The organism is Agromyces arachidis (assembly GCF_052805135.1).
Genome location: NZ_JBRBDK010000008.1, coordinates 107,232 through 126,363, shown reverse-complemented (window position 1 = coordinate 126,363; position 19,132 = coordinate 107,232). Strand labels below are relative to the sequence as shown.

Here is a 19,132-nt window from a genome sequence, read left to right as displayed (position 1 = left end):
GCTGGAGGGGTGACCGATGCCGACCAGGCCGACTGGCTGACCATCCCCGAACTCGTCGAGCGTCTCGGCCAGAGCCCGAGCCGAATACGCCGACTGATCGACGAGCGGTACCTGCTCGCCACGAAGGTCGACGGCGTGCTGAAGGTGCCGGCCTCCTTCCTCAGGGACGACGCCCCCCTTCCCGAGCTGCACGGCACCGCCATGGTGCTGGCCGACGCGGGGTTCAGTGACGCGGAGGCCCTCGAGTGGATGCTCGACGAGGAGGACAGCCTCGGCACGACGCCGATCGCCGCGCTCCGCGCCGGTCGGAAGTCCGAGGTGCGCCGGGTCGCCCAGGCGCTCGCCTGAGCCGCCTGCCGTTCGCGCGCCGGCTTCAGCTGACGCGTCGCGTCACCGCCCGAGCGAGGTCCGCGAGTCCGGATGCCGCCGCGGGATCGATCGGCGCGACGGCGAGGGCCGCCATCGCCTGATCGGTGTTCGCCGAGATCACGGACTCGAGCGCGTCGACGGCGCCCGCGTCCCGGATGCCGCGCTGCAGCATCCGAACCTGGTCGTCGTCGAGTTCGGGGTCGCCCAGGAGCTCGTCGAGCACCCGTCGCTCCGAGGGCTGCATCCGCTCCCGGGCGATGGCGACCAGGACCGTCCGCTTGCCCTCGCGCAGGTCGTCGCCCGCGGGCTTGCCGGTCACCTCGGGATCGCCGTACACGCCCAGCAGGTCGTCGCGGAGCTGGAAGGCGATCCCGAGCGGGAGCCCGAACGCGCGCAGCGCGTCGAGCTGCGCCGGGCCGGCCCCGGCGATCGCGCCGCCGATCGAGAGCGGGGCCTCGATCGAGTACTTGGCCGACTTGTAGACGACGACCCGCTCCGCGCGCGCCCGCTGGTCCGTCTCCGGCCTCGTCCGCCAGGCGCGTTCCTCGAGGATGTCGAGGTACTGGCCGACGGTCACCTCGGTGCGCATGCGGTTGAACTCGAGCCGCGCGGCGCGCGCCGCGGCCGTCGCGGGCAGCGTGGCCAGCCCTTCGTCGAGCAACTCGTCGCTCCAGCCGAGCAGCAGGTCGCCGAGCAGGATGGCGGTCCCGCGCCCGTAGTCCGCCGGGTCGCCCGCCCAGCCGGCTCCCCGATGCTGGGCTTCGAACACCCGGTGGGATGACGGCGCGCCGCGCCGCGTGTCGGAGTGGTCGATGAGGTCGTCGTGGACGAGGGCGGCGGCGTGGAAGACCTCGAGTGCGGCGCTCGCGGACACCACGGCGTACCGCTCGGCGGACGCCGCGGCGTCGCCGCGCGCGCCGTCCGCCCCGCGCACGGCCTCGTAGCCGAGATGGCAGAATCGCGCCCGGAACCGCTTGCCGCCGCTGAGAAAGCGCTCGGAGAATGCGGACAGCGGGTCGAGGTCGTCCGCGATGGAGCGGAGAATGGTGGCACGATCGGCGAGGAACTCCTCGAGGCGTTCGTTCACGAGATCGACGAGACGGGGAGCCGAGACCATCGTCCTAGCCTAGCGACGGCGCCCCGGACTAGAATGTCGGTGTCGTAGCATCGGTTCCGAACATGAGGGGAATGAGATGCCGCTTTCGGAGCAAGAGCAGCGCCTTCTCGAGGAGATGGAGCGGAACCTCTACAAGAACGACGCCGATTTCGTCGCCACCGTCGGGGGGCCCGGACGCGGCCGTCCCAACTACCGGGCCATCGTCATCGGCGTGCTGCTGGCGGTCGCCGGCGCCGGGGCGCTCATCGGCGGCGTCGCGTCGCAGCTCCTGATCGTCGGCGTCCTCGGCTTCGCTCTCATGTTCGTCGGCGTCCTGGTGGCGATCACGCCGTCCAAGCGCGCCGGCTCGGTGACGCCGATCCGCGGCGCCGGGTCCTCCGGCCCGTCCCGTCCCGCCTCCCGTGCGCGCGGCGGCGGCTTCATGGACCGCCTCAACGAGCGATGGGACCGCCGCCAGGAGGGCCGCGACTGATCCCGCACCCGCGCTGACTCGCTTCGCCTGAACGGGCCGATCATCCGATCGGCCCGTTTTCGCGTGCTTCCCGGCCTGCCGCCGCACCGATGCCATCCATATCCCTCCACCTCGGAGATCGCTGGGAATCCGGGCTTCCACTGAGGTCCGACGCGCCCGGAACCGCCAATATCGTTGAGAGGTGGAGGACTGTGGAGTAAAGTGGAGCCACACCTGGTTCCTGGCCGGAGGAGTGGGGGTGGTGCGATGTTCCTCGGAAGCTACGAGCCCAAGCTCGATGAGAAGGGTCGCGTCATTCTTCCGGCGAAGTTCCGGGAGGAGCTCTCGAACGGTCTCGTGCTCACGCGCGGGCAGGAGCGCTGCATCTACGTGTTCAGCGCACGGGAGTTCGAGAGCATGAGCGACAAGATCCGCCAGGCCCCGGTGACGAGCAAGCAGGCGCGCGACTACATGCGCGTCTTCCTCTCGGGGGCGTCCGCGGAGACCCCCGACAAGCAGCATCGGGTCACCATCCCCGCGACGCTCCGTGCGTACGCGGGCCTCGGCCGCGACCTCACGGTCATCGGAGCGGGCAGCCGGGTGGAGATCTGGGATGCCGCGGCGTGGCAGACGTACCTCGCCGAACAGGAGGCGGCCTTCGCGGAGACGGCGGAGGAGGTGATTCCCGGACTCTTCTGAGTCCTCGGGCCCCGACTCCCAGCCGTGCGCGCCTGCTGCACTTCCCCGCAGCAGGACGAACGGATGGGGATCGGGACCCGAGGCCCCGGAAGCAGGGAGACAGCATGGACATCGACCGAATCCACACCCCGGTCATGCTCGACCGCACCCTCGAGCTGCTCTCGCCGGCGCTCGATCGCGACGGTGCCGTCTTCGTCGACGCGACGCTCGGCATGGGCGGGCACAGCCGCGCGGTGCTCGAGCGATTCCCGCGGGCGACGGTGATCGGGCTCGATCGCGACACCGAGGCGATCGCGATCGCTCGGGAGCGACTGGCCCCGTACGGCGACCGCATGCGCTTCGTGCACACGGTCTACGACGGCATCGCCGAGGCCGTCCGCGGCGAGGGATTCCGCGAGGTCCACGGCATCCTGTTCGACCTCGGCGTCTCGTCGATGCAGCTAGACCGCGCCGAGCGCGGCTTCGCCTACGCGAAGGACGCCCCGCTCGACATGCGGATGGACTCGACGACCGGCCGGACCGCGGCGGACGTGCTCGCCGAGTACGACGAGGCCGACCTCCGTCGCATCTTCCACGAGTACGGCGAGGAGAAGCTCGCCGCGCGCTACGCGCGAGCGATCGTCCGAGCCCGCGAGGCCGAGCCGATCACGCGCTCGGGACGCCTCGTCGAGGTGCTGAACGACGCCACGCCGGCCGCCGTGCAGCGCGCGGGACACCCGGCCAAGCGGGTCTTCCAGGCGCTCCGCATCGAGGTGAACGAGGAGCTCGGCGCGCTCGAGCGCGCCGTCCCCGCGGCCCTCGACCTCGTCGCCGTCGGCGGACGGATCGTCGTCCTCTCGTACCAGTCGCTCGAGGACCGCCTCGTCAAGCGCGCCCTCTCGGCGGCGTCCAGTTCCACGGCGCCCGCCGGGCTCCCGATGGAACTGCCGGAGCATCGTCCGCAGTTCCGGCTCCTGGTCCGCGGCGCCGAACTCGCGAGCGAGTCGGAGCAGGCGGAGAACCCGCGTGCGAAGCCGGTGCGACTGCGCGCCGCAGAACGAGTGAGGAGGCCGTCGTGACCGCATTGCCGGCCCAGGCACGACCTGCAGCCAAGCCCGCGATCGAGCGGATCCGGCGCCTCCGACCGGTCCCGTCCGCGGCCGTCGGCACCCGCGCGCGCCCGCGCCTGGCGTACGCCGTCGTGGCGCTCGCCTCGATCGGGGCCATCGCCATCGCCCAGCTGCTGCTGTCCATCGCGATGACGCAGGGTGCCTACGAGATGGACGAGCAGTTGCTGAGGCAGGCCGAGCTCCGACGCGAGGAGGCCAAGCTGACCGACGACCTCGACCGGCTGGAGTCGCCGCAGTACCTCGCCATGAATGCCGAGGCGCTCGGCATGGTGCCGAACTCCGATCCCGCCTTCCTGCGACTGTCCGACGGCGCGGTGATCGGCGACCCGCGCGCGGCTGACGGGGCCGCGGCGGCAGCGGCGGCGCTGGTCCCGAATGCGCTCATCGACGGCGTGCCGCCCGTGACCGAGCAGGCCGCGGGGCAGACTGCGAGTGGCGGCAAGGGCAGGTCGGCCGCACCGGCCGAGGGGGCGCCGTCGTCGCCGCCCGGTCTCTCGGGCGGACTGCCCACGCCGGCGACGCACTGATCGCCCCGCCGACCATTCCCACGCCGAGAGGAGCGATCCCACCCGATGAACCGTCTGAGCCGCCATCCCATGCGGCGGGTCCTCACCGCAGGCGTGGCTCTGCTCCTGCTGGTGGGGTGGTTCGTCGTCCGGCTCGTCGACATCCAGGTCGTGCGAGCGGCCGAACTCAACGAGGCCGCGCAGGACGTCCGATCGCAGGAGCAGATCATCTACGGCGAACGCGGGTCGATCCTCGACGCGAACGGCACGGTCCTCGCCGAGAGCGTGATGCGGTACGACATCGCCCTCTCCCCGAAGCAGGCGATGGCCGGTGCCGTCTCCCGGTCGCAGCCCGATCCGGCCGACCCCTCCAAGACCGTCGACGTCGAGGTGCCGCTGGGCCAGGTGCTCGACGAGCTGGGCGCCGTCATCGGCCGGACGGGGGCCGACCTGCGCTCCGTCATCGACTCGGCCCTCGAGGAGGACCCGGGTTCGGACTTCGCGTACGTCGCCAAGGGCGTCGACACGGCCACCTACGAGGAGGTCAAGGCGCTGAAGATCCCGTGGGTGGTGCCGTACGAGAACCCGAGCCGGCGTTACCCGAACGGGGCGGTCGCGGGCAACCTGCTCGGCTTCGTGGGTGACGAGGACGATCCGCTCGCCGGACTCGAGCTCTCCGAGGACCGGTGCCTCGCCGCGCAGAACGGCGAGTTGCGCTCGCTGCGCAGCCTCACGGACTGGGTGACCATCCCCGGTTCCGAGCGCGTCGTCACCGAGGCGCACGACGGGGGAGACCTGCAGCTGACGATCGACGCCGACCTCCAGTACTTCGTGCAGCGGGTCGCCGCGGAGCAGGTCGCGGCCACGCAGGCGGACTGGGCCACCGTCACGGTGATGGAGGCCAGGACGGGCCGGCTCCTCGCGGTGGCCGACGTGCCGACGGTCGATCCGAACGCGCCGACCGCGGTCGACTCCGACGACCGGGGTTCACGCGCCTTCACCGCCCCGTTCGAGCCCGGCTCCACGTTCAAGTCGCTCACGTCGGCATCCGTCATCGATGCCGGGGAGGCGACGCCGAACAGCCGCGTCACGGCGCCGTACCGGTACGAACCCGACGGCGCCGACATCACCGACTCGTTCGGCCACGACCCCGAGCGCTGGACGATGACGGGCATGCTCATCGTCTCGTCGAACACCGGCATGTCGATGTTCGGCGAGCGCGTCAGCGACGCGGAGCGCTACGAGTACATGCGGGCGTTCGGGCTGGGCGAGCCAACCGAGGTCGGGTTCGCGAGCGAGGCGGGCGGCGACCTGAACTACGACGACGGATGGCCCGACTCGCAGACCCGCTACGCGACCATGTTCGGGCAGGGCCTGTCGACGACCGCCGTGCAGATGGCGAGCGTGTACCAGACCATCGCGAACGGCGGCGTGCGCAAGCCGGTCACGCTCGTCGAGGGGTGCCGCCTGCCGGACGGCACCCTCGTCGACGTCCCGTCGACCGACGGGCGCCGCGTCCTCTCGGAGGAGGCCGCCGGCCAGACCTCGCAGATGCTGGAGCGGGTGTACCAGGACGCCTGGCTGTCGGATCGGTGGGAGATCCCGGGATACCGCGTGGCGGCGAAGACCGGTACGGCGCAGGTGTCCGACGGCGTCGGCGGCTACCTCTCCGGGTACCTCGTCTCGGTCGCGGGGTTCGCGCCGGCGGACGACCCCGAGTTCGTCGTTTCGGTGAGCATCAAGAACCCGGTTAAGATGAATTCGTCCGCCGCAGCTGCTCCCGTCTTCCAACAGGTGATGAGCCAGGTGCTGAAGAAGTATCGGACGGTTCCATCCGGCGCCCCGGCGCCCGAGCTGCCAGCAAACTGGTGAGAAAGTTGGGTTCGTGACCGGAACGCCTCCCACGGCACTCCGGCCGCAGCACCCGAATCCTCGTTCCCTCCGCGGCCTCGCGGAGGCGTTCGGATTCGAGGTGCGCGGCGGGATCGACGACCTCGACGTGACCGGCGTGGCCATCGCCTCCGGCGCGGTCGAGGGCGGCGACCTCTACGTCGGCGTGCCGGGCCGGAACGCGCACGGTGCGCAGTTCGCCGCGCAGGCCGCCTCGAACGGCGCCGTCGCCGTGCTGACGGATGCCGCGGGGGCCGAGCTGGCCGCCGACTCCGGCATCCCGGTCCTGGTCACGCCCGACGCGCGCGCCGCGCTCGGCGACGTCGCCGGCTGGATCCACCGGACGGCCGAGAACCCGGCGACCCTCCTGGCCGTGACCGGCACGAACGGCAAGACCAGCGTCGTCTACCTGCTCTACGCGATCCTCCGCCAGATGGGCCTGGTCGCCGGCCTCACGTCGACTGCGGAACGGCGCATCGGCGACGAGGCGGTGACCAGTTCGCTCACGACCCCCGAGGCGAGCGAGCTGCACGCCCTGCTCGCGCGGATGCGCGAGGTCGACGTGCGCGCCGTGGGCATCGAGGTGTCCGCCCAGGCACTGTCGCGGCATCGCGTCGACGGACTCGTCTTCGACGTCGCGGGCTTCACGAACCTCTCCCACGACCACCTCGACGACTACACGTCGATGGACGAGTACTTCGAGGCGAAGCGCGAGCTGTTCACCCCCGAACGCGCCCGGCGCGGGGTCGTGACGGTCGATTCCGAGTGGGGGCGGCGGCTCGTCGCCGAGTCGCGCATCCCGGTCACCACGCTCGGGACCGAGCCGGGGGTCGACGCCGACTGGCGCATGACGCTGCTCGACGAGGCGCCCACGTCGACGTCGTTCCGGCTCGAGGGACCCGACGGCCGCTCGCTGGAGACGAGCATCCCGTTGATCGGGCACTTCATGGCGGCGAACGCGGCGCTCGCGATCGTCATGCTCGTCGAGGGCGGGCACGACCTCGACCTGATCGCCCGCGCGGTCGCCGACGGCGGCATCGACGCGTACATCCCCGGCCGCGCCGAGCGCGTCTCCAGCGATCGCGGCCCCGTCGTCTACATCGACTACGGCCACACGCCCGACGCCTTCCAGCAGACCCTCGACGCGATCCGCCGCACGACGAACGGCCGGATCGTCATGGTGTTCGGCGCCGACGGCGATCGCGACACGACCAAGCGCGCCGACATGGGCGCGATCGCCGCGCGAGGTGCCGACGCCCTCGTCATCACCGACTTCCACCCGCGCTCGGAGGACCCCGCGACGATCCGCGCCGCGCTGATCGCCGGCGCCCGCGCCGCGGTGCCGGATCGGGAGATCCACGAGATCGGCGACCCGAGGGCCGCCTTCCGGCGCGCGCTCTCCCTCGCCGACGAGGGAGACGCCGTGCTCTACGCGGGCCCGGGTCATGAGGACTACCACGAGGTCGCCGGCGTGAAGCATCCGTACTCGGCCCGGGACGACGCCCGGCTGGCACTTCAGGAAGCGGGGTGGCTCGCATGATCGAGCTGACCATGGCCGAGATCGCCGCGGCGACATCCGGCCGGTTCGAGGCGAGCGGGACGGAGGCGACCCCAGAGACGGTGGTCTCCGGCGCCGTCACCACCGACTCCCGGGAGGTCGAGGCGGGCGGCGTGTTCGTGGCCAAGCGCGGCGAGTCCGACGACGGCCACCGGTTCGCCCCGGGCGCCCTGGAGCGCGGAGCGGCGCTGCTGATCGTCGAGCGCCCGCTCGACCTTCCGGTTCCGCAGGTCGTCGTGGCGGACTCCGTCGTGGCGCTCGGCGCCCTCGCGACCGAGGTCGTCCGCCGGGTCCGCGAACGCGGTCGACTCCGCATCGTCGGCGTGACCGGCTCGAACGGCAAGACGACGACCAAGAACCTGCTGCGGACCGTGCTCGAGCAGGTCGGTCCGACCGTCGCCGCGCGCAAGAGCTACAACAACGAGGTGGGCGCCCCGACGACCATGCTCGAGCTCACCGACGACACCGAGTTCCTGGTCGCCGAGATGGGCGCGTCGGGGATCGGCCACATCGCCGGCCTCATCCGCATGGCGCGTCCCGACGTCGGCATCGTGCTCAAGGTGGGGCTCGCGCACGCCGGCGAGTTCGGCGGCATCGAGAAGACGTTCCAGGCGAAGTCCGAGATGGTCACCGACCTGCTCCCGACGGATGTCGCGGTGCTGAACGCCGACGACCCCCGGGTCGTGCCGATGGCCGGCCTGACCGCCGCGCGCGTCGTCTGGTTCGGCCTGGCCGAGCACGCCGACGTGCGCGCGACCGACGTCGAGGTGCACGCCCGCGGAACCGAGTTCACCGTCGTGGTCCCCGGGGGTGCATCCGCGCGGGTGCGCTTCTCGGTGCTCGGCGAGCACCACGTCATGAACGCCCTCGCCGCGATCGCCGCGGCCCTCGAGCTCGGCGTCCCGCTCGACACCGTCGTCCGCGGCCTCGAGCAGGTCACGCTTGCCGAGCAGTGGCGGATGCAGGTGCTCGGCGGTCGTGACGACATCACCGTCATCAACGACGCCTACAACGCCAGCCCCGACTCCGTCGCGGCCGCGCTGAAGACGCTCGCGCAGGTCAAGCGTCCCGGCGCCCGCACGATCGCCGTGCTGGGCGAGATGAGCGAGCTGGGCGAGTTCAGCGGCGAGGAGCACGACCGCATCGGCCTCCTCGCCGTCCGGCTCGGCATCTCGCAACTCGTCGTGGTGGGCGAGGCCGCGCGGCGCATGCACATCTCCGCGATCAACGAGGGTTCCTGGGACGGCGAGTCGGCGTACGTCGACTCCGCCGACGAGGCCTTCGAGCTCGTCAGATCGATGGCGGAGCCTGGGGACACCGTGCTGGTGAAATCGTCGAACTCGGCGGGCCTCCGCCACCTCGGCGACCGACTGGGAGAATGGTTCGCGTGAGAGCACTTCTGACCGCCGGAGCATTGTCGCTCTCCTTCACGCTCTTCCTGACGCCGCTGTTCATCCGGCTGTTCACGAGGCTCGGGTGGGGGCAGTTCATCCGCGACGACGGGCCGCAGACCCACCACGTGAAGCGCGGCACGCCCACGATGGGCGGCATCATCTTCATCCTCGGCACGCTGTTCGGCTACTTCAGCGCGACGCTCCTGATCGGCGACGGGCCCACGGCATCCGGCCTGCTCGTGCTGTTCATGATGGTCGGGCTCGGCGTCGTCGGCTTCGTCGACGACTTCCTCAAGACGCGCAAGAAGCAGAGCCTCGGACTCGGCGGCTGGGCCAAGATCGCCGGGCAGACGCTCGTGTCGGCCGTGTTCGCGCTGCTCGCCCTGCAGTTCCCGAACGCCGAGGGCGCCACGCCGGCGACGACCAAGATCTCGTTCATCCGCGACCTCCCGCTCGACTTCATGGTGTTCGGCACGGTGTTCGGCATCGTCGCGTACGTCCTGTGGATCGTGCTCATCTCCGCGGCGGCCTCCAACGGCGTCAACGTGACCGACGGCCTCGACGGGCTGGCCTCCGGCGCGTCGATCCTCGCGATCGGGTCGTTCATCATCATCGGCTTCTGGCAGTTCAACCAGTCGCGGTTCAGCGAGAACCTGAATCCGAGCGACCTGTACCGCAGCTACGACGTCCGCGACCCCCTCGACCTCGCGATCGTCGCGACCGCCATCGTGGGAGCCGTCGTCGGCTTCCTGTGGTGGAACACCAACCCGGCCCACATCTACATGGGCGACACCGGGTCGCTCGCGCTGGGCGGCGCCCTGGCCGCCCTCGCCGTCACCAGCCAGACCGAGCTCCTGCTCCTGGTCATCGGCGGCCTCTTCGTGATCGAGGCCGGCTCGGTGATCGTGCAGCGCGCCTACTTCAAGGTGTCCGGCGGGAAGCGGATCTTCCTGATGAGCCCCATCCACCATCACTTCGAGCTGAAGGGATGGGCCGAGGTGACGATCGTGGTCCGCTTCTGGATCATCGGCGGACTGTTCGTCGCGGCCGGCGTCGGGGCGTTCTACTTCGAATGGCTGCAGAGTTGACGGATGACGCATCGGGCGCGGCACGCCTGGACGAGCTGACCAGCTGGCACTCCGACGGATGGCGCGGCCTCCGCGTCGCGGTGCTCGGGCTGGGGGTGAGCGGGTTCGCCGTGGCGGACACGCTCGCGGAGCTCGGAGCCGAGGTCACCGTGTACGCGCGCGACCGCGACGACGACCGGGCCCGGATCCTCGACGTGATCGGCGTGCGCCTGGTCGTCGATGCGCTGGACGCGGTGCCCGACGAGCTCGCGACCGACGTCCCCGACCTGGTGGTCGTCTCGCCGGGATTCCGGCCCGACCACCCCGTGGTGAGCTGGGCGAACGGTGCCGGGGTCGCGGTGTGGGGCGACATCGAGCTGGCGTGGCGCGTCCGCGACAAGGTCCGGGCTGCGGAGTGGGTGCTCGTGACGGGCACCAACGGGAAGACGACGACGGTGCAGCTCGCGGCCACGCTGATCGCGGCGAGCGGTGCGCGCGTGGCGCCCTGCGGGAACATCGGCGTCCCCGTGCTCGACGCGGTGCGGGATCCGATCGGCTACGAGGTGCTCGTCGTCGAGGTCTCGAGCTTCCAGCTGCACACGATGCCGACGTCCGGTCCCGGTGCCGTGCACCCGCACGCGAGCGTCTGCCTGAACCTCGCCGACGACCACGTCGACTGGCACGGCTCCCTCGACGCGTACCGCGATGCGAAGGCGAAGGTCTACCAGAACACCAGGGCGGCCTGCATCTACAATCGCGCCGACGAGGCCACCCGGCGCATGGTCGAGGACGCGGAGGTCGAGGAGGGCGCCCGGGCGATCGGGTTCGGGCTCGACACCCCCGGACCGAGCGATTTCGGCGTCGTCGACGGCATCCTCTGCGATCGCGCGTTCCTCGAGGAGCGACGCACGGCCGCACTCGAGATCACGACGCTCGACGAGCTCGAGCCGCGCGGGCTCGCAGCTCCGCACATCGTGGCGAACATCCTCGCGGCCTCGGCGATCGCCCGCTCGCTCGACGTGCCGGTGGCGACCATCCACGATGCGCTCGCCACCTTCCGCCTCGACGCGCACCGCATCGAGACCGTCGCGGTCTCGGGCGGCATCCGTTGGGTCGACGACTCGAAGGCGACCAATCCGCACGCGGCCGAGGCGTCGTTGCGCGCCTTCGGCGGCGTGGTGTGGATCGTCGGGGGACTGCTGAAGGGCGTCGACGCCGACGCGCTCGTGGCGCGTCACGTGGCCCGGCTGCGCGCGGCGGTGGTGATCGGCCGCGACCGTTCGGCGCTCGTCGAGGCGTTCCGCCGACACGCGCCGGGACTGCCGCTGTTCGAGGTCGTGGCGGATGACACTGACAGGGTGATGCCCGACGCCGTCGCACTGGCGGCCTCGGTCGCGGAGGACGGCGACACCGTCCTCCTCGCCCCGGCCGCGGCATCGATGGACCAGTTCGCGGACTACGCCGACCGTGGCCGGCGATTCCACGACGCCGTCCACGAGTGGTTGGGAGGAACGGCGCATGACGAGCCCGCCTCGGACGACCCGCCCGCAGAGGGCAGCTGACCCGGCCGGGCTCGCCGCGCGGATCAGGCTCGGCGCCTTCCGCTCGGAGTCGACGGACTACTTCGTCCTGCTCGGCACGGTCCTCTTCCTGGTCGTGCTCGGACTGGTCATGGTCATGTCCTCGTCGATCGTGCAATCCGGGCTCGAGAACGACGGCGACTACACGTCGCGGGCGCTGCAGCAGGCGACGTACGCCCTGATCGGCGTGCCGGTCATGCTGCTGGCCGGGCGCATGCCCGAGGCGTTCTGGATGCGGATCGCGTGGCTGGTGCTGGGCGCCTCGTGCGCGCTGCAGCTGCTCGTGGTGGCCACGCCGCTCGGCGTCGAGGTCGGCGGCAACACCAACTGGCTCCGCCTCGGGCCGGTGCAGTTCCAGCCGTCGGAGCTGATCAAGGTGGCGCTCGTGCTCTGGCTCGGGCTCATCGTGACCAAGAAGAAGGACCAACTGGGCGACTTCGCGCACGGCATCTTCCCGATCCTGCTGGTCGGCGGAAGCGCCATCGGGCTCGTGCTCCTCGGCGGCGATCTCGGTACCGTGATGGTGATGGCGGGCATGCTGCTCGGCACGCTCTTCCTGATCGGCGTGCGACTCCGGCTGCTCGTCGTCCCGCTGCTGTTCGGCGCCGTCGCGCTCGCGCTCGTCGCCGTGTCCAGCGAGAGCCGCATGAAGCGCATCACGGCGTTCGTCCAGGAGCACTGCACGCAGTTCGACACGGCCGACTGCTGGCAGATCCAGCACGGCACGTTCGCACTCGCCAACGGCGGGATCTTCGGCGTGGGGCTCGGCAACTCGGCGGCGAAGTGGTCGTGGCTTCCGGCGGCCGACAACGACTTCATCTTCGCGATCATCGGCGAGGAGCTCGGCCTGATCGGTGCGGTCGTCGTGCTGGCCCTCTTCGTCGCCCTCGCCCTCGCCCTGGCCCGCGTCCTGCGGGCCGCCCAGACCCCGTTCGCCAGGACGGTGTCGGCCGCGGTGCTCGTGTGGGTCATCGGCCAGGCGTGTGTCAATATCGGTGTCGTGCTCGGCGTCTTCCCCGTCCTCGGTGTCCCCCTGCCGCTCGTCTCCGCCGGCGGCACGGCACTGCTCACCACGCTGTTCGCGATCGGCATCGTCCTGTCGGTCGCGCGCGATCCCGAGGCGCCGGCCCGCGCCGCCGCCCGGGCCGTGCAGCGGCGCGAGGCGCGCGCCACGAAGGCGGCCCGCGCACGATGACCACGTACCTGCTCGCCGGCGGAGGGACCGCCGGCCACGTCAACCCGCTGCTCGCCGTCGCCGATCGCCTGCGCGAGCGTCGGCCCGATGCCGAGATCCTCGTCCTCGGCACCGCCGAGGGACTGGAGGCTCGACTCGTGCCCGCCCGCGGGTACGAGTTGCTGACGATCGAGAAGGTGCCGTTCCCCAGGCGGCCCGATGCGGCCGCGCTGCGCTTCCCGGCGCGCTTCCGTCGCTCCATCGGCGACGTCGCGACGATCATCGCCGAACGCGGGGTCGACGTGGTGGTGGGCTTCGGAGGGTACGTCGCCACGCCGGCGTACCTGGCCGCCCGCCGGGCCGGCGTCCCGGTGGTGATCCACGAGGCGAACGCGAAGCCGGGTCTCGCGAACCGCCTCGGCGCCCGCTTCGCCCGCCGGGTCGGCGTCGCCTTCCACGGCACGCCCCTCCCGCACGCCGAGTTCGTCGGGATGCCGCTGCGGCGCGAGATCGAGGTGCTCGACCGCGCCGCACGCCGAGCCGAGGCCGCCGCGCTGTTCGGCCTCGATCCCGACCGTCCCGTCCTGCTCGCCACCGGCGGGTCGCTGGGGGCGCGCCGGATCAACCGGACGATGGTCGAGGCGGGAGCGCGGCTGGTGTCGAGCGGGTGGCAGGTGCTGCACGTCACGGGCGCGTCGTCCGACGTGGCGGACCCGGGACTGGACGACTACCGCATGGTCGAGTACGCCGACCGGATGGACCTCGCGCTGGCGATCGCCGACGTCGCCGTCTCGCGCGCCGGCGCCGCGACGGTCAGCGAGCTCTCGGCCCTCGGCATCCCCGCCGTGTACGTCCCGTACCCCGTCGGCAACGGCGAGCAGCGGTTCAACGCCGCCGACGTCGTCGGCGCCGACGGCGGGATCCTGGTCGACGATGCGGACTTCACGCCGGAGTGGGTGGAGCGCGAGCTCGTGCCGCTCCTGGCCGACCGCGAGCGCCTCGAGTCGATGGCCCGCGCCGCGGCATCCGCGGGCGCGCTGGACGGCACCGACCGCATGGTCGCGCTCGTCGACGGCGCGCTGGGCGGACCGGCCGCACCCCGCCCGCAGGGCGCGTAACGTTGACGTCGACCGCCGCACACCACCGAGGAAGCATCGCGACACCGTGACCATCAAGCCCGATCTCTCCGCCCCCGTCCCCGCCGACCTCGGCGCCGTCCACTTCGTCGGCATCGGAGGATCGGGCATGAGCGGCATCGCCCGGCTCGTGATCGGAGCCGGCCACCGGGTGACCGGCTCCGACGTGCGCGATTCCGACAACATCGCCTCGCTGCGTGAGCTGGGGGCGACGATCGCGATCGGCCACGCGGCGGAGAACCTGCCCGACGACGTCGACACGGTCGTCGTCACCGGCGCGCTCTGGCAGGACAACCCCGAGTACCAGCTCGCGCTGGAGCGCGGCGTCCCCGTCCTGCACCGATCGCAGGCGCTCGCGTCGGTCATCGCCGGTCAGCGACTCGTGTCGGTCGCCGGTGCGCACGGCAAGACCACCTCGACGGGCATGATCATCACGGGCCTGCTCGGCCTCGGCGAGGACCCGAGCTTCGTGAACGGCGGCGTGATCGAGGAGCTCGGCGTGAGCTCGGCCTCGGGCTCCGGGGAGCTGTTCGTCGTCGAGGCGGACGAGTCGGACGGATCGTTCCTGCTCTACGACACCTCGGTGGCGCTGATCACCAACGTCGACCCGGACCACCTCGACCACTACGGCTCGCTCGAGGCGTTCGAGCAGGCCTTCGTCGACTTCGCCGACCGCGCGCGCGAGTTCGTGGCGATCTCCTCCGACGACGCCGGCGCGAAGCGCGTCGCCGAGCGCCTGTCGCACCGGCGCGTGCTCACCTTCGGCGAGGCCGACGACGCGACGGTGCGCGTGCACGGGATCGAGACCTCGGGGCCGGTCGCGTTCGCGATCTCGTACGAGGGCGCGGAGTACCGCGCTCGCCTCCGGGTGCCGGGGCGGCACAACGCCATCAACGCGGCCGGCGCCTTCGCGGTGCTCGTGGGGCTGGGCTTCGACCCCGCAGCGTCGCTCGAGGGCATCGCCCGGTTCGCGGGGACCGGTCGCCGGTTCGAGCTGCACGGCACCGTCGACGGCGTGAGCGTCTACGACGACTACGCGCACCACCCGACCGAAGTCGCCGCAGCGCTGTCGGCCGCCCGCACCGTCGTGGGCGACGGGCGGATCATCGCGGTCCACCAGCCGCACCTCTACAGCCGGACCCGGCTCTTCGCCAAGGAGTTCGCCGAGGTGCTCGAGACGTACGCCGACGAGACGGTGGTCCTCGACGTGTACGGGGCGCGCGAGGATCCCGAGCCCGGCGTGACCGGCGCCCTGGTCAGCGAGCGCTTCGACCACCCCGAGCGCGTCGCGTTCATCGCCGACTGGCAGGAGGCCGCCGACCACACGGCGCGCATCGCGCGGCCGGGCGACTTCGTCATCACGCTGGGCTGCGGCGACGTGTACCGCATCGTGCCGCAGATCCTCGGCTCCCTCGAGCGCGAACAGCTCGACTGAGGCGGCGGACGTGAAGCGCCCGCAGGGGTTCGAACGGCCCGCCGGGGCCCGCCCGGGCGCGTCGCCGCGATCACGAGGCGCCACCCGACCCTCCGGGACTCCGGCCGACCAGACGCTGACCGAGCCGATCCGGCTGTCCGCCGAGCCGAAGGCGCCCGCGCGCCCGGCGCGATCGGCGGGTTCGACGCGCGCCGGGACCGCGCCGGCCGCCGACCCGGCGCAGCCCGGCGCAGCCGCGGGGCGGGACGGCGCCCGTCCGTCCGCGGGCGCGGGCGCGACGAAGGGGACCGATCCGCAGAAGGACGTCCGAGCGGCGCGACGCGCGCTCGCGTCCGCGGAGCGACGCCGCCGACGCTACGAGCGACAGGAGGTGCGGCGCTTCACCCGGCGCAGCCGACTGCGCCGGATGACCTGGATGGTCGGGATCGCCTCGGTCGCGGCACTCGCCCTGCTCGCCGTCGGCGTCGCGTACTCGCCGCTGATGGCGCTCCGCGAGATCCGCGTCGAGGGGGCCTCGCGCATCCCCGCGGCCGACATCCGTGCCGCGTTCGACGACCGCCTGGGCACGCCGCTCCCGCTGATCTCGACCGACGAGGTCCGCCGCACGCTGTCGGACTTCACGCTCGTGGAGACGTACTCGATCGAGACGGTGCCGCCCGGGACCCTCGTCGTGCGGATCGTCGAGCGGGTGCCGGTGGGCGTCGTCGCGATGGGTTCGGGATACGCCTCCGCGGACGCGGCCGGCGTCGTGGTGGATCGGTACGACGCGCCGCCGGACGGGCTGCCGCTCGTGACCGCGGAGGGCGGACTCGACGGCGACGCCTACCGGTCGGCCGGCGCCGTGCTGCGCAGCCTGCCGTCGGACCTCCGTGCCCGGGTCGCCCGGGTGACCGCCGACACGCCGGACGACGTCCGGCTCGAGTTCGCCGAGGGCGCCGTGGTGGTGTGGGGGAGCGCCGACGAGTCGTCGCTGAAGGCGACCGTCCTCGAGCGGCTGATGGCCGCGGCCCCGCCGGACCGCGTCGACCGGTACGACGTGTCGTCGCCGCTCAACGCGGTGACCGACTGACGCGGCCGGACCCTCGAATCCCATGCCGGATCGCGACACGCGGGACGGCCTCTCCGGCGGCTCGGGCTGCGCGGCTACCTTCGACTCAGGAATTGCATACTCGGCAAAACTTTAACCTTCGACTGGAGGTTGAGAGTTCAGAGTTCGCACGGAGGGCCGGACATGTCGACTAACCAGAACTACCTCGCCGTCATCAAGGTCGTCGGCATCGGCGGTGGCGGCGTCAACGCCGTCAACCGCATGATCGAGCTCGGACTCCGGGGAGTCGAGTTCATCGCGATCAACACCGACGCCCAGGCGCTGCTCATGAGCGACGCCGACGTCAAGCTCGACGTCGGCCGCGACCTTACGCGCGGTCTTGGGGCCGGCGCCGACCCCGAGGTCGGCCGGCGCGCGGCGGAGGACCACGCCGAGGAGATCGAGGAGGCGCTCGCGGGCGCCGACATGGTGTTCGTCACCGCAGGCGAGGGCGGCGGCACGGGCACCGGTGGAGCCCCGGTCGTGGCGCGCATCGCCAAGTCGATCGGCGCGCTCACCATCGGCGTGGTCACCAAGCCGTTCAGCTTCGAGGGCAAGCGGCGCCAGACGCAGGCGGAGCAGGGCGTCGCGCGCCTGAAGGAGGAGGTCGACACCCTCATCGTCGTGCCGAACGACCGGCTGCTCGAGATCAGCGACCGCGGGATCTCGATGCTCGAGGCGTTCGCCACGGCCGACCAGGTCCTGCTGGCCGGCGTGCAGGGCATCACCGACCTCATCACCACCCCGGGCCTCATCAACCTGGACTTCGCCGACGTGAAGTCGGTCATGCAGGGGGCGGGGTCCGCCCTCATGGGCATCGGCTCGTCGAGGGGAGCCGACCGTGCGATCAAGGCGGCCGAGCTCGCCGTCGCCAGTCCGCTCCTGGAGGCGTCGATCGACGGCGCCCATGGCGTGCTCCTGTCGATCCAGGGCGGTTCGAACCTCGGCATCTTCGAGATCAACGACGCCGCGCGCCTGGTCCAGGAGGCGGTGCATCCCGAAGCGAACATCATCTTCGGCGCGGTCATCGACGACACCCTCGGCGACGAGGTGCGGGTCACGGTCATCGCCGCGGGCTTCGATGGCGGCGACCCGATGCCGAAGCCGGTCGAGGCGAGGAAGCCCGCTGCCGTCCCGGCCGCCGTCGGCGCGGGAGTCGGGGGCGCGCTCGGCGGTTCCGACGCCGCGGAGCCGCTCGCGGAGATCGACATCGAGGAGCTGGTCGAGACGGCCAACTGGGGCGAGGCGGCCAGCACGACGGCCGACCAGATCGTCTCCGACCCGGCCTTCGCCGACGACTCGGACGACCTCGACATCCCCGACTTCCTGAAGTGACCGGCGGCGTCGCGCGGCGGCCCGCCCGTGGCCGGGCGGGGCTGCCGTGAGCCGGCTCGAGGAGCGCCTCGCCGGGGTGCGCACCGAGGTCGCCGACGCCGCACGGGACGCCGGCCGCGATGTCGCGGAGGTGACGACCATCGTCGTCACGAAGTTCCAGCCCGTCTCGCTCATCCGCGAGCTGGCGGCGCTGGGCGTCCGCGACGTCGGGGAGAACCGGCACCAGGAGGCGCAGGCGAAGGCGGCCGAGCTCGAAGGGCTCGGCCTCCGGTGGCACTTCGTCGGCCAGCTGCAGAGCAAGAAGGCCAGGCAGGTGCGCGCGTACGCGTCGGCCATCCACTCGGTGGACCGCGAGTCGCTCGTCGACGCGCTGCGTTCGGAGGAGACCGTCGTCGACTGCTTCGTCCAGGTGAACCTGACCGACGATCCCGGCCGCGGCGGCGTCGCGCCCGACGCGCTCGAGCCGCTGATCGAGCGGGTGCTCGCCACGCCGGGGCTCTCGCTGCTCGGCCTCATGGCGGTCGCGCCGCTGGGCGAACCCGCCCGGCCGGCGTTCGCGCGCGTACGGGAGCTCTCGTCGCGGGTGCGCGCGCTCGCACCTGAGGCGCGCTCCCTCTCGATGGGGATGTCGCACGATTTCCGCGACGCGATCATGGAGGGTGCGACACACCTTCGCATCGGCACCGCAATCACGGGCAATCGGCCGGCGGCCGGTTAGCCTCGAACCACGGAACCACTGACGGAGGCAGCGATGTCGAACCCGCTCAAGAAGACCATGGTCTACCTCGGCCTCGCCGACGAGGAGCTCGAGCCCGAGGCGCAGCAGCCCGCACCCGCGCCCGTCGTGCACGCCGCACCCGCGCCGGCTGCTCCCAAGGGCGGAGCCGCGGTCACGCCGCTCCGCAAGTCGCACGTCCAACCCACACCACCGCAGGCGGAGATGAACGAGATCCTCACGGTGCACCCGCGCCAGTACCGCGACGCCCAGATGATCGCCGAGTCGTTCCGCGAGGGGGTGCCGGTGATCATCAACCTGTCGCAGATGTCGGATGCCGACGCACGCCGCCTCATCGACTTCGCCAGCGGGCTCTCCCAGGGCCTGTACGGCAAGATCGAGCGCGTGACGAACAAGGTGTTCCTGTTGTCGCCCGCGCACGTCGTCGTCTCCGGCGAGGCGGGCGAGGGCGACGGCGACGTGGACGCGTCGTTCTTCTCGCACGCGTAG

At 71.8% G+C, this 19,132-nt stretch carries 18 protein-coding genes; 17 read left to right on the top strand and 1 reads right to left on the bottom strand.

The window, feature by feature from the left end; genetic code table 11:
• Positions 1-9: 9 nt before the first annotated feature.
• Positions 10-348, top strand: a complete 339-nt coding sequence (locus tag ACUY4T_RS11870; RefSeq protein ID WP_446019150.1) for an Rv2175c family DNA-binding protein — start codon at positions 10-12, stop codon at positions 346-348.
• A gap of 25 nt (positions 349-373) precedes the next feature.
• Here the strand turns inward: ACUY4T_RS11870 and ACUY4T_RS11865 are convergent, their stop codons facing one another.
• Complete coding sequence (locus ACUY4T_RS11865) at positions 374-1,486, bottom strand: polyprenyl synthetase family protein (protein WP_446019149.1); 1,113 nt, start codon at positions 1,484-1,486, stop codon at positions 374-376.
• Positions 1,487-1,562: 76 nt separating this feature from the next.
• Here ACUY4T_RS11865 and ACUY4T_RS11860 point away from each other — a divergent pair, with 76 nt between their 5' ends.
• The 16 genes from ACUY4T_RS11860 (at position 1,563) to ACUY4T_RS11785 (ending at position 19,132) form a co-directional block, all read left to right on the top strand.
• Positions 1,563-1,958 (top strand): SCO2097 family morphological protein, encoded by a 396-nt coding sequence (locus ACUY4T_RS11860; protein ID WP_446019147.1) that lies wholly within the window; start codon positions 1,563-1,565, stop codon positions 1,956-1,958.
• 246 nt (positions 1,959-2,204) lie between these two features.
• Positions 2,205-2,636 (top strand): division/cell wall cluster transcriptional repressor MraZ, encoded by a 432-nt coding sequence (gene mraZ, locus ACUY4T_RS11855; RefSeq protein ID WP_067945325.1) that lies wholly within the window; start codon positions 2,205-2,207, stop codon positions 2,634-2,636.
• 104 nt (positions 2,637-2,740) lie between these two features.
• A complete protein-coding gene (gene rsmH, locus ACUY4T_RS11850; protein ID WP_446019145.1) occupies positions 2,741-3,694 on the top strand; it encodes a 16S rRNA (cytosine(1402)-N(4))-methyltransferase RsmH in 954 nt (317 codons plus the stop codon).
• The gene (gene ftsL / locus ACUY4T_RS11845) at positions 3,691-4,272 is read left to right on the top strand and encodes a cell division protein FtsL (RefSeq protein WP_446019143.1); all 582 of its coding nucleotides are present in this window, start codon (positions 3,691-3,693) and stop codon (positions 4,270-4,272) included. The genes rsmH and ftsL overlap by 4 nt, the downstream gene beginning before the upstream one ends.
• 45 nt (positions 4,273-4,317) lie before the next feature.
• Positions 4,318-6,123 carry a peptidoglycan D,D-transpeptidase FtsI family protein gene (locus tag ACUY4T_RS11840; protein ID WP_446019141.1) on the top strand — a complete coding sequence of 602 codons (1,806 nt, stop codon included), beginning with the start codon at positions 4,318-4,320 and terminating at the stop codon, positions 6,121-6,123.
• Positions 6,124-6,136: 13 nt separating this feature from the next.
• The gene (locus ACUY4T_RS11835; RefSeq protein ID WP_446019140.1) at positions 6,137-7,681 is read left to right on the top strand and encodes a Mur ligase family protein; all 1,545 of its coding nucleotides are present in this window, start codon (positions 6,137-6,139) and stop codon (positions 7,679-7,681) included.
• Complete coding sequence (locus ACUY4T_RS11830) at positions 7,678-9,090, top strand: UDP-N-acetylmuramoyl-tripeptide--D-alanyl-D-alanine ligase (RefSeq protein ID WP_446019187.1); 1,413 nt, start codon at positions 7,678-7,680, stop codon at positions 9,088-9,090. Before ACUY4T_RS11835 ends, ACUY4T_RS11830 begins: the two co-directional genes overlap by 4 nt.
• On the top strand, positions 9,087-10,181 hold the full coding sequence (gene mraY, locus ACUY4T_RS11825; RefSeq protein ID WP_446019139.1) for a phospho-N-acetylmuramoyl-pentapeptide-transferase: 1,095 nt from the start codon (positions 9,087-9,089) through the stop codon (positions 10,179-10,181). The genes ACUY4T_RS11830 and mraY overlap by 4 nt, the downstream gene beginning before the upstream one ends.
• On the top strand, positions 10,166-11,722 hold the full coding sequence (murD, locus tag ACUY4T_RS11820; protein ID WP_446019137.1) for a UDP-N-acetylmuramoyl-L-alanine--D-glutamate ligase: 1,557 nt from the start codon (positions 10,166-10,168) through the stop codon (positions 11,720-11,722). The genes mraY and murD overlap by 16 nt, the downstream gene beginning before the upstream one ends.
• Positions 11,679-12,935, top strand: a complete 1,257-nt coding sequence (gene ftsW / locus ACUY4T_RS11815) for a putative lipid II flippase FtsW (protein ID WP_446019136.1) — start codon at positions 11,679-11,681, stop codon at positions 12,933-12,935. Before murD ends, ftsW begins: the two co-directional genes overlap by 44 nt.
• Positions 12,932-14,032 (top strand): undecaprenyldiphospho-muramoylpentapeptide beta-N-acetylglucosaminyltransferase, encoded by a 1,101-nt coding sequence (murG, locus tag ACUY4T_RS11810; protein WP_446019135.1) that lies wholly within the window; start codon positions 12,932-12,934, stop codon positions 14,030-14,032. The genes ftsW and murG overlap by 4 nt, the downstream gene beginning before the upstream one ends.
• A 46-nt stretch (positions 14,033-14,078) precedes the next feature.
• Positions 14,079-15,485 carry a UDP-N-acetylmuramate--L-alanine ligase gene (gene murC, locus ACUY4T_RS11805; protein ID WP_446019133.1) on the top strand — a complete coding sequence of 469 codons (1,407 nt, stop codon included), beginning with the start codon at positions 14,079-14,081 and terminating at the stop codon, positions 15,483-15,485.
• Between the two features lie 10 nt (positions 15,486-15,495).
• Entirely contained in the window at positions 15,496-16,554 is a 1,059-nt protein-coding gene (locus ACUY4T_RS11800) for a cell division protein FtsQ/DivIB (RefSeq protein ID WP_446019132.1), read from the top strand.
• A gap of 162 nt (positions 16,555-16,716) precedes the next feature.
• On the top strand, positions 16,717-17,907 hold the full coding sequence (gene ftsZ / locus ACUY4T_RS11795) for a cell division protein FtsZ (protein WP_446019131.1): 1,191 nt from the start codon (positions 16,717-16,719) through the stop codon (positions 17,905-17,907).
• Positions 17,908-17,953: 46 nt separating this feature from the next.
• Positions 17,954-18,625 (top strand): YggS family pyridoxal phosphate-dependent enzyme, encoded by a 672-nt coding sequence (locus ACUY4T_RS11790; RefSeq protein ID WP_446019130.1) that lies wholly within the window; start codon positions 17,954-17,956, stop codon positions 18,623-18,625.
• Between the two features lie 33 nt (positions 18,626-18,658).
• On the top strand, positions 18,659-19,132 hold the full coding sequence (locus ACUY4T_RS11785) for a cell division protein SepF (RefSeq protein ID WP_446019129.1): 474 nt from the start codon (positions 18,659-18,661) through the stop codon (positions 19,130-19,132).

Bases quoted from the DNA above. Each gene is read 5' to 3' on its own strand.
- ACUY4T_RS11865 (WP_446019149.1), bottom strand. From the start codon at position 1,486: ATGGTCTCGGCTCCCCGTCTCGTCGATCTCGTGAACGAACGCCTCGAG.
- ACUY4T_RS11830 (WP_446019187.1), top strand. From the start codon at position 7,678: ATGATCGAGCTGACCATGGCCGAGATCGCCGCGGCGACATCCGGCCGG.
- murD (WP_446019137.1), top strand. From the start codon at position 10,166: ATGGCTGCAGAGTTGACGGATGACGCATCGGGCGCGGCACGCCTGGAC.
- ftsZ (WP_446019131.1), top strand. From the start codon at position 16,717: ATGTCGACTAACCAGAACTACCTCGCCGTCATCAAGGTCGTCGGCATC.
- ACUY4T_RS11860 (WP_446019147.1), top strand. From the start codon at position 1,563: ATGCCGCTTTCGGAGCAAGAGCAGCGCCTTCTCGAGGAGATGGAGCGG.
- murG (WP_446019135.1), top strand. From the start codon at position 12,932: ATGACCACGTACCTGCTCGCCGGCGGAGGGACCGCCGGCCACGTCAAC.
- mraZ (WP_067945325.1), top strand. From the start codon at position 2,205: ATGTTCCTCGGAAGCTACGAGCCCAAGCTCGATGAGAAGGGTCGCGTC.
- rsmH (WP_446019145.1), top strand. From the start codon at position 2,741: ATGGACATCGACCGAATCCACACCCCGGTCATGCTCGACCGCACCCTC.
- ACUY4T_RS11840 (WP_446019141.1), top strand. From the start codon at position 4,318: ATGAACCGTCTGAGCCGCCATCCCATGCGGCGGGTCCTCACCGCAGGC.
- ftsW (WP_446019136.1), top strand. From the start codon at position 11,679: ATGACGAGCCCGCCTCGGACGACCCGCCCGCAGAGGGCAGCTGACCCG.
- ACUY4T_RS11785 (WP_446019129.1), top strand. From the start codon at position 18,659: ATGTCGAACCCGCTCAAGAAGACCATGGTCTACCTCGGCCTCGCCGAC.